Source organism: Butyricimonas paravirosa (assembly GCF_032878955.1).
GTDB lineage: Bacteria > Bacteroidota > Bacteroidia > Bacteroidales > Marinifilaceae > Butyricimonas > Butyricimonas paravirosa.
Genome location: NZ_CP043839.1, coordinates 2,281,692 through 2,296,734, shown reverse-complemented (window position 1 = coordinate 2,296,734; position 15,043 = coordinate 2,281,692). Strand labels below are relative to the sequence as shown.

The 15,043-nt window shown below is 43.4% G+C and carries 12 protein-coding genes; 9 read left to right on the top strand and 3 right to left on the bottom strand.

Translation table 11 applies throughout. The features are described from left to right. Positions 1-7 precede the first annotated feature (7 nt). Positions 8-553, top strand: coding sequence for a cupin domain-containing protein (locus tag F1644_RS09605; protein WP_118303972.1), 546 nt, complete (start codon positions 8-10; stop codon positions 551-553). 215 nt (positions 554-768) lie between these two features. Next, positions 769-2,145, top strand: coding sequence for an MFS transporter (locus tag F1644_RS09600; protein WP_118304038.1), 1,377 nt, complete (start codon positions 769-771; stop codon positions 2,143-2,145). Between the two features lie 91 nt (positions 2,146-2,236). Here F1644_RS09600 and F1644_RS09595 read toward each other — a convergent pair whose 3' ends face one another. Both F1644_RS09595 and F1644_RS09590 read right to left on the bottom strand, forming a co-directional pair. After that, positions 2,237-2,416: a hypothetical protein gene (locus F1644_RS09595; RefSeq protein WP_118303974.1), complete on the bottom strand. Its 180-nt coding sequence runs from the start codon at positions 2,414-2,416 to the stop codon at positions 2,237-2,239. A 139-nt stretch (positions 2,417-2,555) separates the two neighbouring features. Then, positions 2,556-2,690, bottom strand: a complete 135-nt coding sequence (locus F1644_RS09590; RefSeq protein ID WP_118303976.1) for a hypothetical protein — start codon at positions 2,688-2,690, stop codon at positions 2,556-2,558. Between the two features lie 117 nt (positions 2,691-2,807). Here F1644_RS09590 and F1644_RS09585 point away from each other — a divergent pair, with 117 nt between their 5' ends. From F1644_RS09585 to F1644_RS09570, 4 genes are all read left to right on the top strand, one after another. Next, on the top strand, positions 2,808-4,712 hold the full coding sequence (locus F1644_RS09585; protein ID WP_373291441.1) for an AMP-dependent synthetase/ligase: 1,905 nt from the start codon (positions 2,808-2,810) through the stop codon (positions 4,710-4,712). Between the two features lie 64 nt (positions 4,713-4,776). Further along, entirely contained in the window at positions 4,777-6,633 is a 1,857-nt protein-coding gene (gene ispG, locus F1644_RS09580) for a (E)-4-hydroxy-3-methylbut-2-enyl-diphosphate synthase (RefSeq protein ID WP_118303978.1), read from the top strand. Beyond that, positions 6,626-7,975, top strand: a complete 1,350-nt coding sequence (locus F1644_RS09575; protein ID WP_087421536.1) for an MATE family efflux transporter — start codon at positions 6,626-6,628, stop codon at positions 7,973-7,975. The genes ispG and F1644_RS09575 overlap by 8 nt, the downstream gene beginning before the upstream one ends. Before the next feature lie 79 nt (positions 7,976-8,054). After that, positions 8,055-8,672, top strand: coding sequence for a cytidylate kinase-like family protein (locus F1644_RS09570; RefSeq protein ID WP_087421537.1), 618 nt, complete (start codon positions 8,055-8,057; stop codon positions 8,670-8,672). Between the two features lie 66 nt (positions 8,673-8,738). On the opposite strand, the gene F1644_RS09565 is transcribed toward F1644_RS09570, so the two are convergent. Next, positions 8,739-9,530 carry a 4Fe-4S binding protein gene (locus tag F1644_RS09565; protein ID WP_118303980.1) on the bottom strand — a complete coding sequence of 264 codons (792 nt, stop codon included), beginning with the start codon at positions 9,528-9,530 and terminating at the stop codon, positions 8,739-8,741. Between the two features lie 196 nt (positions 9,531-9,726). Here F1644_RS09565 and F1644_RS09560 point away from each other — a divergent pair, with 196 nt between their 5' ends. The 3 genes from F1644_RS09560 to F1644_RS09550 all read left to right on the top strand — a co-directional run bounded on the left by F1644_RS09560 (position 9,727) and on the right by F1644_RS09550 (position 15,034). Beyond that, entirely contained in the window at positions 9,727-10,308 is a 582-nt protein-coding gene (locus F1644_RS09560; protein ID WP_118261469.1) for an RNA polymerase sigma factor, read from the top strand. 18 nt (positions 10,309-10,326) lie between these two features. After that, positions 10,327-11,490 carry a FecR family protein gene (locus F1644_RS09555; protein ID WP_087421540.1) on the top strand — a complete coding sequence of 388 codons (1,164 nt, stop codon included), beginning with the start codon at positions 10,327-10,329 and terminating at the stop codon, positions 11,488-11,490. Positions 11,491-11,554: 64 nt separating this feature from the next. Then, positions 11,555-15,034 carry a TonB-dependent receptor gene (locus tag F1644_RS09550; protein WP_118303982.1) on the top strand — a complete coding sequence of 1,160 codons (3,480 nt, stop codon included), beginning with the start codon at positions 11,555-11,557 and terminating at the stop codon, positions 15,032-15,034. The last annotated feature ends 9 nt before the right edge of the window (positions 15,035-15,043 follow it).

Genomic DNA, 15,043 nt, shown 5'->3' with positions numbered 1-15,043 from the left:
GAATAGTATGAATAAGATATTGCAAGAAGATTTTGACTTGACTCCGTGTATGGTTGCCGGATATGAAAGTTTTATGGGTGGTTTGTTGAATATCGTACATTCCGGGCCGATCTGCGAGGGCGTGGGAGAACAGATCAAGTCGTATGTGCTGGATTTTGTGCAAAATCACCCGTTGGATTCTTTTGATCGCTTTTCGGATGAGACCTACATGCGGAATTATATTGGCAGGGACGAATCCGGTTGGGAGGCTATCGTGATGTCGTGGAAGAAAGGAAACCGTACGGCCATTCATGCTCATCCCCAGTTTGCTGGTTACACGTTTGCCGATGGAGAGTTTTTGGTTGAGGTTTTTGAACCTTTTAAAGAGGGGATCCGTCTGGTTCAAGAGATGACAATTAGCGATATTCACGGGTTATATGCTATCGGTGAGGCCGGTAAATTCAACAATCATATTCACCGGATTACCTGTTTAAGCGATATGGCTCACAGTTTGCACGTGTATTCGGACGACGCGTTGAAAGGGGAAAAGCTGGATGAACAAATGATTTATTAATTTTAGATTTTGGATTTTAGATCCTATCGATTAAGTGATTTAATGATTTTCGATTAAGTGATTTTAATCACCCAATCATCGAATCGGCAATCACGGAATCTTTTTCATTCTAAACTCTAAATTCTACATTACTTTAAACTTTTCTTCATTTTCAATTGTAAAATATTATTTTTGTCGGCGTGTGTAAATGTTAGTAATAAATTAATAGTATGAGTGTGACAACAGAAAAGAAAGAGAAAGTAAAGTTTAGTAAAGCGTTTTGGGTTGCCAACACGGTAGAATTGTTAGAGCGTGCTGCTTATTACGGGGTGTTCGTCGTGATCACGTTATATTTGAGTAACGTCTTGGGATTCACGGATATTCAGGCGGCGACTATTGCGGGAGTTTTTTCCGCTTGTTTGTATTTATTGCCGACATTTTCGGGTGCGCTTGCCGATAAGATCGGTTTTCGTAAGTCAATGTTATTGGCGTTTACCTTATTGTCGTTAGGTTATTTGGGATTGGGATTATTCCCGAATTTTCTGGCCTCAACGGGATTGGTTGAGTACGGTTACGTGACAAAGTTTACGGGATTGCAGGAAAGCGGTTATCGCTACGGGATTATTCCGATCATGATTCTGATTATCGTGGGAGGATCATTCATAAAGAGTGTGATTTCCGGTACGGTGGCCAAAGAGACGGACGAGAAAAATCGGGCAAGAGGGTTTGCTATTTTTTACGGGATGGTGAATATCGGAGCTTTCTCCGGAAAGGTTCTTGTCACCCCGTTACGTGATGCCATGGGGCATGAGGGGATGATCGTGTTAAATTATTTCTCCGCAGGAATGACTTTTCTCGCGTTGATCGCGATTTATTTGTTTTACAAGAGTGATAAACACGCCGGGGAGGGAAAGACTTTCGGACAGATATGGACGGCTTTGGTGAAAGTTTGTACTAACGGACGGTTGATTGTTTTGATCTTGATTATTACCGGGTTCTGGATGGTACAGCATCAGTTGTATGCCACGATGCCGAAATACGTGACCCGTTTGGCGGGAGAGGCAAGTGCTATCGGTTGGTATGCTAACGTAAATCCTTTGGTGGTCGTGTTGACGGTGAATCTGGTGACTTCGCTGATGCGTAAAAAGTCAGCTTTGTTCTCCATGACTTGTGGTATGTTCATCATGCCGATCTCGGCTTTGTGTATGGCCTCTGGGAATATGTTGGGCGGTGGTGAGATTCTTGGATTGCATCCGGTGGCGTTTATGATGATCGTGGGAATCGTGTTCCAGGGATTGGCAGAAGTGTTTATTTCTCCTCGTTTTTTGGAATATTTCTCTTTACAAGCGCCGAAGGGAGAAGAAGGAATGTATTTGGGTTTTAGTCATCTACACTCCTTTTTGTCATCCATTTTCGGGTTCGGGTTGTCCGGGTTCTTGCTGAGTAAATATTGCCCTGCCCGTGAATTATATAGTAGCGAGGCCGATTGGATGGCTGCCTCTGCAAATGCGCATTACATCTGGTATTACTTTGCGGCAATTGCTTTGGTATCAGCCGTGGCCCTGATTATTTACGGGAAAGTGGTACGTCGATTGGATGCGAAGAAAGCGTAAATGTTATTAAACCTCTTGTTATTCTTAAAAGTCATTGCGTAATTTGTGTGGCATAAAAAGTGCTGCACAAATTATGCAATAATTATCTTGCTTATAATGAATGATATTCGAGAGAGAGCGTATTGTGTGTAAAACTGGGGACATGGAATTCATCCGGTTGAAACACTTCCTTTGACGAGGGTACTTGGTCTTGAGTTTTGATATAATTATTTATTGCTATCGTTGTTCCGATAAGGAAAAGAACGATAGCCAGGATTAATGCTCTTATCATAGCTTTCGATTTTAGGTGAGTTTAATCTTACGTGAAATGTGATGATAAGGTTACAATGCAGGTCTTTGGCGGTGTTTACTTCATCAGTCCTTTGATTTTTTGTTTTAGGGATTCACCTTTCAGGTTGATAACGATGATTTTAGTTCGGAACCGTGATAAGGCATAGTAAACCGTCTTCTTCAATGGCTTTCAGCCACTCGGATTTGTCACTATCCAGAGAAATACTGATGATTTCCAAGCCTTGGGAATTGAATTCATTGTGGAGAGCTACCATTTCCGGATTTGTTTCCCGGCAGATCTGGAATGAAAAGTTCTTTACGGTAACGAATGGTCGGTTTTCTTCGTAAGAATTTCCAAATTCTTTGTTAGCTTTGTGGGAATGATGAAAGATATGAAGACGGTTATAGATTTATTTGAAAGAAGTTGCGAAAAGTTTCCGGATAATCCTTATTTATGGGAAAAGAAAAACGGGAAATTCGCGGCTACATCATATATGGAGGTAAAGCGAGAAGTATTGAACTTCGCGGGTGCTTTGTGCCAATTGGGAATGGACAGGGGAGACCGGATTGCATTGTTAAGCGAAGGCTGTAATGCTTGGGTGTACTCGGAATTGGGGATGTTATACGCCGGAGGCGTGAATGTGCCGCTATCCATAAAGTTGACGGATAACGAAATTGTTTTTCGGGTGGAACACTCTCAAGCTCGTTTTTTGATCGTGTCCGCAAACTTTTTGAATCGAGTTCGGGGAATTGAAGGGCGAATCGGAGGGGTGGAAAAGATTATCGTGATACATTCAGATATAAATGAAGGTAAATACGTGTCCTTTGAGTTGTTACAACGAGAAGGGGAGATTTGGCGGGGAGAACACAAGGAGTTGCTGAATGACCGGATTTATGCCGTGACGGAGGATGATCTGGTAAATATTTCTTATACTTCGGGGACGACGGCGGAGCCGAAAGGAATCATGTTGTCCCACCGGAATTACGTGACGAACGTGTTGCAATCAGATTCCTTGATACAAATCCCGGCATATTATCGGATATTATTGTTTTTACCATGGGATCATAGTTTTGCCCATACGGTAGGGCTTTACTCTTTTATGTATAACGGGGCCTCGCTGGCTTCTGTCGATTACGGGCAGTCGGGAATGGAGTATTTGCGTAATATCCCGGTGAATTTGCAGGAAGTGAAACCTCATATATTATTGAGCGTACCTGCCTTGGCGAAAAATTTCCGCAAGAATATCGAGGCGGGAATCAAAGCGAAAGGACGTTTTACAGATCGGTTTTATCATCTGGGATTGAAGATTGCTTATACATATAATGGTTTCGGGGACGATCGGGGACGAGGATGGAAGGTGTTGCTGAAACCTTTGGTGAAATTATGGGATTCTCTTTTATTCTCTAAACTTCGGAAACAGGTATTTGGCGGAAACCTTCGTTTTTTCGTGGGAGGTGGAGCCTTGCTGGATATTGAATTACAGCGTTACTATGCGGCTTTGGGAATTCCGATGTTTCAAGGGTATGGTTTGTCGGAGGCCTCTCCCGTGATCAGCTCGAACACCCCCGGGCGTTATCGTTTCGGTTCTTCCGGGATATTGGTAAAACCGATTGATTTGAAAGTTTGTGATGAGGAAGGACAGGAATTACCTCAAGGACAAAAAGGGGAGTTGTGGATAAGAGGAGGAAATGTGATGGCTGGATACTGGCGAAACGAGAAGAGTACGGCCGAGACGATCGTGGACGGCTGGCTGCATACAGGCGATTTGGGGTATTTACATCCCAATGGCTGGTTGTACGTGCTGGGGCGTTTCAAATCCTTACTGATCGCGAATGACGGGGAGAAATACAGCCCGGAAGGAATCGAGGAGACCATTGCCGAACAGTCGAAATATATAGATTATTGTATATTATATAATAATCAATCCCCGTACACCGCCGGGTTGATTGTCCCGAATAAAACGGCGTTACGGGAGTATATCGAGAAACAGGATGTTGAATCGGATTCTATGGATGCTTACCGGGTTATGTTGAAAAAGATCCAGAGTGAGTTGATGGCTTACCGGGTAGGTGGGAAACACGCTCATTTATTTCCGGAAAGGTGGCTGCCTGCCGTCGTGGCCGTGTTACCGGAGGCGCTGAACGAACAGAATGGCATGATAAATTCGACCATGAAAGTCGTAAGAGCTAAAGTTTATGACCGATTTAAAGAAGAAATCGATTATCTTTACACCCCGGAAGGAAAAGAAATTACGAATAAACGTAACCTTCAGAATTTAAAGCAATTAATATCTTGAATTGAAAGTCAGAAAGTGTAATCATTTTCAATTTTCAATTTTCAATTTTCAATTTTCAATTATTATGAAGCGTCGATCTACGAAACAAGTTAAGATTGGAGAAATATATATTGGATCGGAGTATCCGGTTTTGGTACAATCCATGTTAAATACCGATACGATGAATACGGAAGCTTGTGTGGAACAAGCTATACGGATTATCGAGGCGGGAGGAAAGTTGGTGAGGATTACGGCTCCCGGAATAAAGGAGGCTAAAAATCTGGAAAATATTCATGCGGAGCTACGTCGGAGAGGTTACACGACTCCGCTTTCCGCGGATATTCATTTTAACCCGGAGGCGGCGATTGAGGCTGCCAGACACGTGGAGAAAGTACGTATCAATCCGGGGAATTTTGTGGATAAACGGGCGACTTTCAAAACATTGACTTATACGGACGAGGAATATGCCGCGGAGTTAGAGCGTTTGCGTGAAAAGTTCACGGTATTTCTGGACGTGTGCCGGGAATACGGGACGGCGGTGCGGATAGGTACAAATCATGGATCTTTGTCTGACCGGATTATGAGCCGTTACGGGAACACACCTGCCGGAATGGTGGAGGCAACCATGGAATACCTGCGGGTGTGCCGGGATGAGAAATTTGATGATGTCGTGATTTCCTTGAAATCGAGTGATTGCCGGGTGATGGTTGAGGCAGTGCGTTTGCTTGTGAAGGAGATGGAGAAAGAGGGGATGGATTACCCGTTGCATCTGGGCGTGACAGAAGCCGGAGAAGGAGAAGACGGAAGAATTCGTTCTGCCGTGGGTATAGGTACTTTATTAAATGAAGGATTAGGCGATACGATCCGGGTATCCTTGACTGAGGAACCGGAACAGGAGATTCCCGTGGCGAATCTTTTAAATGAGATTTGTTGTTTACAGGATTTGAAGACGGAACCGATTCACGTGGAAGGGCGTTACTCTCATCCCGTGATTGTAGCGGATATTTCTAAGGTGGAATGTCTTGACGAGGCTGTGATGGCCGGTCTGGATTTTCACGTGGCGACAGAGAATGATCCCGTGTATGGCGATATGTTGCAAGGTGGGATGCGGTCTCCGGAGATGATCTACACGGAGGCATTGGGACCGGAGTTGACGAAATTACCGGATTCCGTGACCGTGGTGGTTCCTTTTGATAGTCTGGATATTGCCCACGTGTATAATCGTAAGGCGGTCGCCTTGATTAATGCCAAAGATTTCGTCCGGCTATCGAAACCCGTGGAGGGGGACGGTATTTTCGTGGAAGTGTGCGACGTGGAAGTGATAAATACCGAGCTTGCCGGAAAGTTGGAACGGGAGAAAAATGCGATCGTGGTGTTGAATCCTGAGCGTCCTTCTAGCGCTTTGTATCGTTTGTACTTGGGAGAGTTGAAACGTTTAGGGATAATGAACCGGGTAATTGTGCGGGCCATGTTTGACGAGTCGGATTCCAACAGGTTGAGTTTGTGGATGGCAGCTCATCTGGGTGGTTTATTCCTTGACAGACTGGTTTATGGCTTGTGGTTGTCATGTCCCGGTATTCCGGATATGTTCTACGGGGTACATTTGAGTCAGGATATATTGCAATCGGCAGGAGTGCGTCGTTATAAAACAGAGTTTATCAGTTGTCCCGGATGTGGGCGAACATTATATAATTTGCAGGAGTCCGTGGCGAAAGTAAAGAAAGCATTTGCTCATCTGAGTCGTTTGAAGATTGCCGTGATGGGGTGTATCGTGAACGGACCCGGTGAAATGGGGGATGCGGACTATGGTTATGTGGGTGCCGGAAACGGGAAAGTGAATCTATTCCGGGGAAAAGAGATGGTGCGTGTGGCCGTGCCGGAGGAAGAAGCCATTGAGGCATTGAAACAATTAATAAAAGAGAACGGAGATTGGAATGACTGATACAAGAGATACCGCACCTTTAGTTTTAGGTACCGAGAAGATCGGAAAATTGTTGATGCAATACGCTATCCCGGCGATTATTGCCATGACGGCCTCTTCACTTTATAACATGGTAGATAGTATATTTATCGGTCATGGAGTGGGACCATTGGCGATTGCGGGATTGGCTATTACATTCCCGTTTATGAATCTGGCAGCGGCTTTCGGGTCGTTGGTAGGGGTAGGGGCATCGACGTTGGTTGCTATTAAATTGGGACAGAAAGACAAGGAGAGTGCTACTCATGTTTTGGGGAACGTGGTGATGCTGAACGGGATTATCGGCTTGGTATTTATGACCGTGGCATTGCTTTTCCTTGATCCGATATTGCTCTTTTTCGGGGCGAGTCCGGACACGTTACCTTATGCAAGGGAATATATGCAGGTGATTCTGGCGGGAAATCTCGTCACGCATATTTATATGGGGTTGAACGAGGTTTTAAGAGCTTCGGGTTATCCACAAAAAGCGATGGCTGCTACTTTGACGGCTGTTATTGTGAATTGTGGGTTGGATGCCTTGTTTATTTTAGGTTTCGGCTGGGGAATCCGGGGTGCAGCTTTGGCAACCATTGCCGCACAGGTTATTGCTTTAGGGTTTGAAATCCACCATTTTTCAAGGAAAAAGAGTTTTTTACATTTCCAACGTGGAATCTTCGGGTTGAAACGTCAGATCGTGGGAGGAATGTTGGCCATCGGGTTATCTCCTTTCTTGATGAATCTTTGTGCTTGTTTTGTTGTGATCTTGATCAACAAGAGTTTGAAAACGTATGGAGGTGATTTGGCTATCGGGGCGTATGGTATTGTAAACAGGATCGTCTTTTTGTTTATCATGATCGTGATGGGATTTAACCAAGGAATGCAGCCTATTGCGGGGTATAATTTTGGAGCCCGGCAGTTCGACCGTTTGATTCAGGTATTGAAATATACCATCTTTTGTGGTGTGACTGTAACGACAGTCGGTTTTCTGGCGGGACAGATTTTTCCCCGGCCATTGATTTACCTTTTCACATCGGATGAAACTTTAACTAATATTGCCGTGGAAGGTCTGCGTATCGTGTTACTATTCTTCCCGGTTGTCGGTTTCCAGATGGTGACATCCAGTTTCTTCCAATCTATCGGGATGGCCAAGAAGGCGATCTTTTTGTCGTTGACACGACAGTTGCTATTTTTGATCCCGTCATTATTGGTGTTCCCATCCATTTGGGGAACGGTCGGAGTCTGGATGAGTATGCCGGTTGCGGATGCCATCGCGACAATTGTGGCTGCCTGTATGTTAAGATGGCAACTAAAACATCTGAAAGCATGAAGAAATTTATATTATGGCGGGTTACAGGTTCAAAAAAAATCGATAGCTTTGTAGAAGAATAGATTTAAAAGATCAAAATATGGATAATAAATTTGTTATTACAATAGGCCGCCAATTCGGAAGTTGTGGTAAAGAGATCGGACAAGAGTTGGCAAAACGTTTCGGGATTACCTTCTATGACAAGGAATTAATTTCCCTCGCGTCGAAAGAAAGCGGTTTGTGTCAGGAGTTTTTCGAGAAGGCGGATGAAAAGAATTCCGGAAACTTGTTACAGGCTTTTGCTGCCGGATTTACCTTCGGGCCCTTCCAGTACAATGATTTTCTTTCTAATGATAAGCTTTTTCAAATCCAGTCGGACGTGATTCGTAAGGTGGCAGGCGAACATTCCTGTGTGATCGTGGGACGTTGTGCCGATTACATCTTGCGTGACAATAAACGTTGTATCAACGTGTTTGTTCATGCAGATATAGAAGAACGCGTGAAGACAGTGATGAATCGTCAACATATATCGGAACAGGAAGCCCGTGAGTTGATTCGCAAGATGGACAAAACTCGTCCGAATTATTATAATTTCTACTCAGATAAAGAGTGGGGTGTGGCATCATCTTACCATCTATCTGTTGACTCAAGTCTATTGGGAGTACACAAAACGGTGGATTTTATCCAGAAATTTGTGGAAGAAGCACTGAAAGACTGAATGATTTTTGATTTACGATTTATGATTGGCTATTTTTCAATCATAAATCGTAAATCAAGAAATACTTTAGCGAGTTAGGTAGAAAAGTTCCGGTTCTTTTCTCTCATGGAAGTTCTTGAAGAGAAATTCTGAAAAAGGAGTGTTGAAAACTCTGGCTCCGTTAGGACATTCCTTCACGCAAGCACAACATTTAATACAAATTTCGGGATCGCTCACGATCTCTTCTTTTAATTCGATGGCTTCAACGGGACAGATTTCGATACAATATTGACATTGTGTACACAGTTCGTCAATGGTGATCGGGGTTGCCGGAGTTTTAGGTTTATTCTCTTTATACGGGAAATTCCCTTTTACCTGTAAAGCTGGTACTTTTGTTATATCGGTATATTGATCCAGTTGCTTTATAATATTCTTTCCGAATTCGACCGCTATTTGTATGTCGGATACATCGGGACGTCCGGCTGCCGTGGGAAATTCCTCCGTGCTATACGAGTGTTCCCCGATAAAGGCTCCACCGGCAACAGGGATAAAACCCAGTTGTTTCACGGTGTCCCGTAATTCAAGTAAGGCATCCTCGTAATCCCGATTTCCATAAAGAACAATAATGATAGCCGGGGTGTTATCTCCTTTTATTTTTTGTAGCCTTTCCAATGCCGTCGGGGCTACTCTCCCCGCATAGGTTGGAACACCGATGATTGTGAGTGTGTCCGATAGTATTGTTTTTTGATCTGCGAACGGGTAAGTTAAATCAATCTCTTTATTTACTATAATATTCATTCCTTCTGCAATCGTCGAAACGATTTTTGCAGAGGTATGAGTCGGTGAAAAATATACGGGTTGAATACTCTTTATTTGCATAATGTTCTCTGTTTCTAGATTATTGTTTTCAGCAAAGGTAAGGATTATTTAGTATATTCGTTTTCTGTTACTAATTTTCACATTTTACAAGTGGTTTGTGAAAAATATAATCATATTCTGTAAAAAAAGTCATATTTGCCTCACCCCTTTTATGGCGTTTTCGTGCTTTAGGGGAAAAGGCACTAATAATTAAATAATGGTTGTAGAAAAAATTCAAATAGAAACGTCAGAAATAGACTTGAAAGATACTCAGATTTTCAAGGCTATTTTTAATATGTTCTATCCCCGGGCCTATGCTTTCACGCTAAAGTTACTCCGGGATGAGGTCATTAGTGCGGATATTACTCAAGAAGCTTTTCTCTATATGTGGGAAAAAGCATATCGTTTTCCGGATATGATGTCGTTTAAATCTTATTTATACAGTTGTCTGAAAAATAAGACCTTAAACTATATTCGGGATCATAAGGTGGAACGGAATATGGAAGAATTGGAAGATGTTTTTGTCGATGAAGTTTCTATCGATCATCTGGTTATCGAGCATGAGTTGAAAGCCAGAATATTGGAAGAGATCAATAAACTGTCGGATGTGAAACGGGAGATCATGTTGTTACGCATGAAAGGGTATAGCTATGACGAGATCTCGGAAGAATTATCTCTGAGTATTAATACGGTGAAAACGCATAAAAAACAGGCATATAAGGATTTGAAAGTCCATTTGTCGGATTATAACCAGTGCCTTCTGATATTGGTTTCGCTGTTGGTTGCATGTTTTTGTTAATAGATAAAAAGTATATTCATGAAAAGGATACGGAAGGATATCGAAATTAGTGATTTGATTTATAAATCTCTTCGGGGAGAGACCTCAAAAAGCGAGGACGAATTGTTGGAGGCATGGTGTTTGGAACCGAGGAACCGGAAATTATTCATGGAGCTTCGGGAGGCTGACCATCTTTACGAGGGGGTGGCAGATATGTATAATGTGGATACCAAGGTACCTTTTAAGAACGTGGATGATCGGATCAGGAAAAAGAAACGAGTACGTTTGATGAAGTATGTTTCGGGTGTTGCGGCCGTGTTATTGGTGGGAGTGGTGCTTTGGGGTTTGATGGAAAAGGAAGAAAAGATGCCGGTGAGGCAGGTGTTACTTTCTTCCGTATCAAAAGGAAAGATGGAACCTTTTGCGACATTAGTGACCACGGCGGGAAAGGTGGTTTATCTGGAGGACTCTGTAAAACAAGAGTCTTTGAAGATGGGGGGAAATAAGGAGACTTTGAAACCGCAGGAAAGTGAGCGGGACGTACAATCTGTTCCCGAGCAAGAAGTAGAATACAACGTGTTGACGACCTCAAAACAAGGAAATATAAAGGTGGTTTTGTACGATGGTAGTCTCGTGTGGCTGAATGCTGGGAGTGAATTGCGATATCCGAATACGTTCGTTGAAAACCAGCGGGTTGTGTATTTGAAAGGGGAGGCTTATTTTGATGTGGCAAAAGATCACGGTCATCCCTTTGTGGTGAAAACGATCTCTTCCGAGATCAGTGTGTTAGGAACAAGTTTTAACGTGAACGCCCGAGAAAATTCGTGTGTTACGACCTTGGTGGAAGGGCGTGTGAGAATGAAACATGGAATGTTGGATAGCGTGGAATTATGCGCTGGGCAACAAGCTTTGCTTACCGGGGTTGGGAAAATACGAGTGCAGGTAGTTGATACGAGATATTACACGAGTTGGATGGATAACATGTTTGCCTTCCGGGAGGCTCCGTTACGGGAAATTGCAGACGTGCTGGAGAATTGGTACGGGTGTGAATGTCGTTTTGAGAACTCTGCTTTGGAAAATATTCCCTACACGACAATGGTGGAAAGGTATTCGGATGTGGATAGTGTGTTGCAGATTTTGGCAGGTACGGGTGATTTCCATTACACGAGAATAGGTGATTTAATCATTATAAAAGAAAAATAGGCAAAGAGCCTTCACTCCCTTTACCTATTTGTTACTCATTAATTGAATAATTAAAAGCAAATTTATGAAGAAAAAACCGATTTGTTACACTTTTGGAGAGTGTATTTTTGGGAATGACAGGTTTTTGAAACGATTCCTGAGTTTGTTGTCTTTGTTTATCATAGGCAATATAGGTGTTGTTGTGGCTCAAGAAGTCCCGAAATTTACCGTGGATTTTAAAAATGCCTCTTTAACAGAGGTGTTTGATTATTTTGGAAAAAATAGCGATTACAAGTTCACGTACAACAGCGAGAACGTAAAAAATGAGACGAAAAAGATTACCGAATCTTTTAAGAATGTGACTTTAGAACAGATTCTTACAAAATGTCTGGATGGAACACGTTTTAGTTTTGAGATCGTGAACAAAAACGTGGTGATCACGCTGCGGAAACTACCGGACGTGAAGTTGACCGAGATTACTGGTCGGGTGGTTGACGAAAACGGGAATCCGGTCCCCGGGGCTACCGTGTTGATTCAGGGAACTACAAATGGTGTAGTCACGAACATGGACGGATATTATGTGATTAACGTGAGACCGACAGATGCTTTACGGGTTTCTTTTATCGGTTACAAAACGTCGATAGTGGAGCCGAGAGGGAAAACGAAAGTGAATATACGTTTGAATCCCGAGGAGCAAAAATTGGACGAAGTGCAGGTTGTGGCCTTCGGTAAGCAAAAAAGAGAGAGTGTAACGAGTGCCATTACTACCATACGCCCAATGGATTTGAAATCGTCTAGTAGTGATTTGACTTCCGCTCTTACCGGTAAAATTGCCGGAATCATCGGTTGGCAGACGGGTGGTGCTCCTGGTGCATTGACTGAAGAGGAAATGAACACCAAGTTCTACATTCGGGGTATCAGTTCTTCTAACGGAGCCTCAGAACCTTTAGTGTTGATTGACGGGGTGGAATCTTCCCGTTTGGATTTGGCACGTATGGCTCCAGAGGATATTGAGAGTTTCTCCGTGTTAAAAGATGCGTCGGCAACAGCGATGTACGGGGCACGCGGTGCAAATGGGGTTATTATCGTGACAACAAAAAAAGGAGAAGCCGGGAGTGTATATACTTCTGTACGTTACGAGGCAGTAGCCTCTATGCCGACGGATAAAATCGAAGTGGTGAATCCTCAAACTTATATGCGGATGTACAATGAGGCGTTGTTGGCGCGAAATCCGGGTGCTACTCCCCAGTATTCCTTGAATCGTATCGAACGCACGGGTAGTAAAGATTATCCCTCTTGGGTGTACCCTGCTAACGACTGGTTTAAGGTCCTGTTCAAAGATTATTCCGTGAACCATCGTGTGGGGGTGAATGTTCGGGGTGGGTCCGAAACAGTCCAATATTATGCTTCTGTCAATTATGTACGTGACCAGGGAATGTTGAAAACCGATCGGTTGAATCAGTTTGAAGTGAACATTAAGAATTCCACGCTTTCATCGCGTATCAACTTGAATGTAAATTTAAGTTCCGGTATCAGAATGTTGGTCTATACGAATATAAATTACGATAAATATCATGGACCTCGCTCTGAAGTACAAACTGCTTATGCTTATGCATTCAATGCTTCACCAGTAAATTTTGCCCCTACTTATCCGGGTGATTTCGAACATGGTTGGCCGCATTTACGTTTCGGGAGTGTGAGGAAAGGTGATGGCGTTGCCCTTAATCCATACGCTCAAATACAGAGTGGTTATCAAGATCGGAGCCGTTATAGTGCGACGACTAAATTAGAGTATATCCATAATTTATCTGGATTGGTGAAGGGATTGGAATTACGAGCGAGTGCCTCTTTGTCAAAAACCGGGTACGAGATGAATGCTTTTGAGTTCAGACCTTTTTATTATGCGATGGATGCAGAAAATGGGGGGTATGATTTTGAAACCGGAGAACATAAATTGACGCTGTTGTCGAATGGACGACGGACCTTGCAAAAGCCTTATCAGGGAGGATCTGCCTCGACTTCTTCCACGCAATTGGTGTATGAAGGTCGTATGCTGCATACCGCAGCTTGGGGTGGGGTTGATGCAACTTTGCACCAGACATCGTTGACGGCTGTATTTCAGGCACTACAAGCTAATTCTGCTCCGGTGAGTGATTTGTTTGGTAGTTTCGAGCAACGTAACTTGAGTTTTTCCATGCGTGGTAGTTACGGATTCTTAGATCGTTACTTTGTAGAGGCGAGCTTTGGGTATAATGGTTCTGAGCGTTTTACTAAAAATAATCGAATGGGGTTTTTCCCGGCTGTCAGCGGAGCCTGGATTATTTCTAAGGAAAATTTTATGCAGGGAGGTATCAATAAATGGATCTCGTTCCTAAAGTTGAGAGGTTCATGGGGGAAGGTCGGTAACGACGGAATCATCAAAGACCCTCGTTTCGTGTATATGCCGGAAATTATTGGAGGGCCAGGTTATATGGACCCGGAACCGGGATCACAGCAGCAATTAAGCCGTAAAGAGGTTAAAAATTATGGTGACCCGGATGTGAAATGGGAGGTGTCCGAGCAGTTAAATCTCGGTTTGGAGACCCGCTTTTTTAAGGATATTTTGGAAGTCAACCTTGATCTTTATCAAGAGATACGTCATAATATTATCGAACAACGAGTTACTATTCCTGCTCAGGTGGGGGTGGAAGTGAACCCACTGGACAATTTGGGTAAAATTCGGGCTCGAGGTTTGGATCTTTCTGCTAAAGTGCAACACTCTTTCAGTAATGATTTTTGGATTATCCTAAACGGAACCTTTACTTATAACAAGGCGGTTTACAAGGAGTTGGAAGAGGCAAAGGATAAACCGTATTGGCAGTTGAAAACAGGGTACGAGCTTTCTCAGCGGGTAGGATATATTGCTGAAGGGTTATTCCGAGATCAGGCGGAGATCGATAACTCGCCACAAGCAAATACTGGTATCATGCCGGGGGATATTCGTTACCGGGACGTGGATGGAAACGGGACGATTGATGTGAATGATGCGGTGCATATCGGTTTCCCGGAAACTCCGCGGATGGTGTATGGTTTCAGCGGTTTTATCAATTACAAGAACTGGGAGTTTAACTTCTCGTTCCAAGGATCTGGTAAGCGAGGATTCTTTATTAATCCGAAAGCCTTGTCTCCATTTGTGGAGGACCATGCGATGCTGAAGGAAATTTACGAGAGTCATTGGACGGAGAAAAATGTGGATAACCGCCCCTTCTGGCCCCGTCTTTCCGTGCAGGACATCACTGTTTATAACAAGCAGGAAGATTGGAGTGCGAATAACACGGATGATCGCCGTTCCACCTATTTTATGCGGGAGTGTCGTTTTTTACGTTGCACGGCGTTGGAACTGGCGTATAACTTGCCATTGGGACTCCGCAAAAAATTGCGGATGCAGAACGTGAAATTCTTTGCTCGTGCCAACAATCCTTTTTTGATCTCCAATTTTAAATTGTGGGATGTGGAATTAGGAGGAAACGGGTTTAATTACCCTATTCAAAAGACCTACGCTATGGGTGTTAATATTAGCTTCTAATTAAAAAAC

What these genes read in the sequence shown, in the direction of transcription:
- F1644_RS09605 (WP_118303972.1), top strand. Translation starts at nt 8, where the DNA reads ATGAATAAGATATTGCAAGAAGATTTTGACTTGACTCCGTGTATGGTT.
- F1644_RS09595 (WP_118303974.1), bottom strand. Translation starts at nt 2,416, where the DNA reads ATGATAAGAGCATTAATCCTGGCTATCGTTCTTTTCCTTATCGGAACA.
- F1644_RS09590 (WP_118303976.1), bottom strand. Translation starts at nt 2,690, where the DNA reads ATGGTAGCTCTCCACAATGAATTCAATTCCCAAGGCTTGGAAATCATC.
- F1644_RS09585 (WP_373291441.1), top strand. Translation starts at nt 2,808, where the DNA reads ATGAAGACGGTTATAGATTTATTTGAAAGAAGTTGCGAAAAGTTTCCG.
- ispG (WP_118303978.1), top strand. Translation starts at nt 4,777, where the DNA reads ATGAAGCGTCGATCTACGAAACAAGTTAAGATTGGAGAAATATATATT.
- F1644_RS09575 (WP_087421536.1), top strand. Translation starts at nt 6,626, where the DNA reads ATGACTGATACAAGAGATACCGCACCTTTAGTTTTAGGTACCGAGAAG.
- F1644_RS09570 (WP_087421537.1), top strand. Translation starts at nt 8,055, where the DNA reads ATGGATAATAAATTTGTTATTACAATAGGCCGCCAATTCGGAAGTTGT.
- F1644_RS09565 (WP_118303980.1), bottom strand. Translation starts at nt 9,530, where the DNA reads ATGCAAATAAAGAGTATTCAACCCGTATATTTTTCACCGACTCATACC.
- F1644_RS09560 (WP_118261469.1), top strand. Translation starts at nt 9,727, where the DNA reads ATGGTTGTAGAAAAAATTCAAATAGAAACGTCAGAAATAGACTTGAAA.
- F1644_RS09555 (WP_087421540.1), top strand. Translation starts at nt 10,327, where the DNA reads ATGAAAAGGATACGGAAGGATATCGAAATTAGTGATTTGATTTATAAA.
- F1644_RS09550 (WP_118303982.1), top strand. Translation starts at nt 11,555, where the DNA reads ATGAAGAAAAAACCGATTTGTTACACTTTTGGAGAGTGTATTTTTGGG.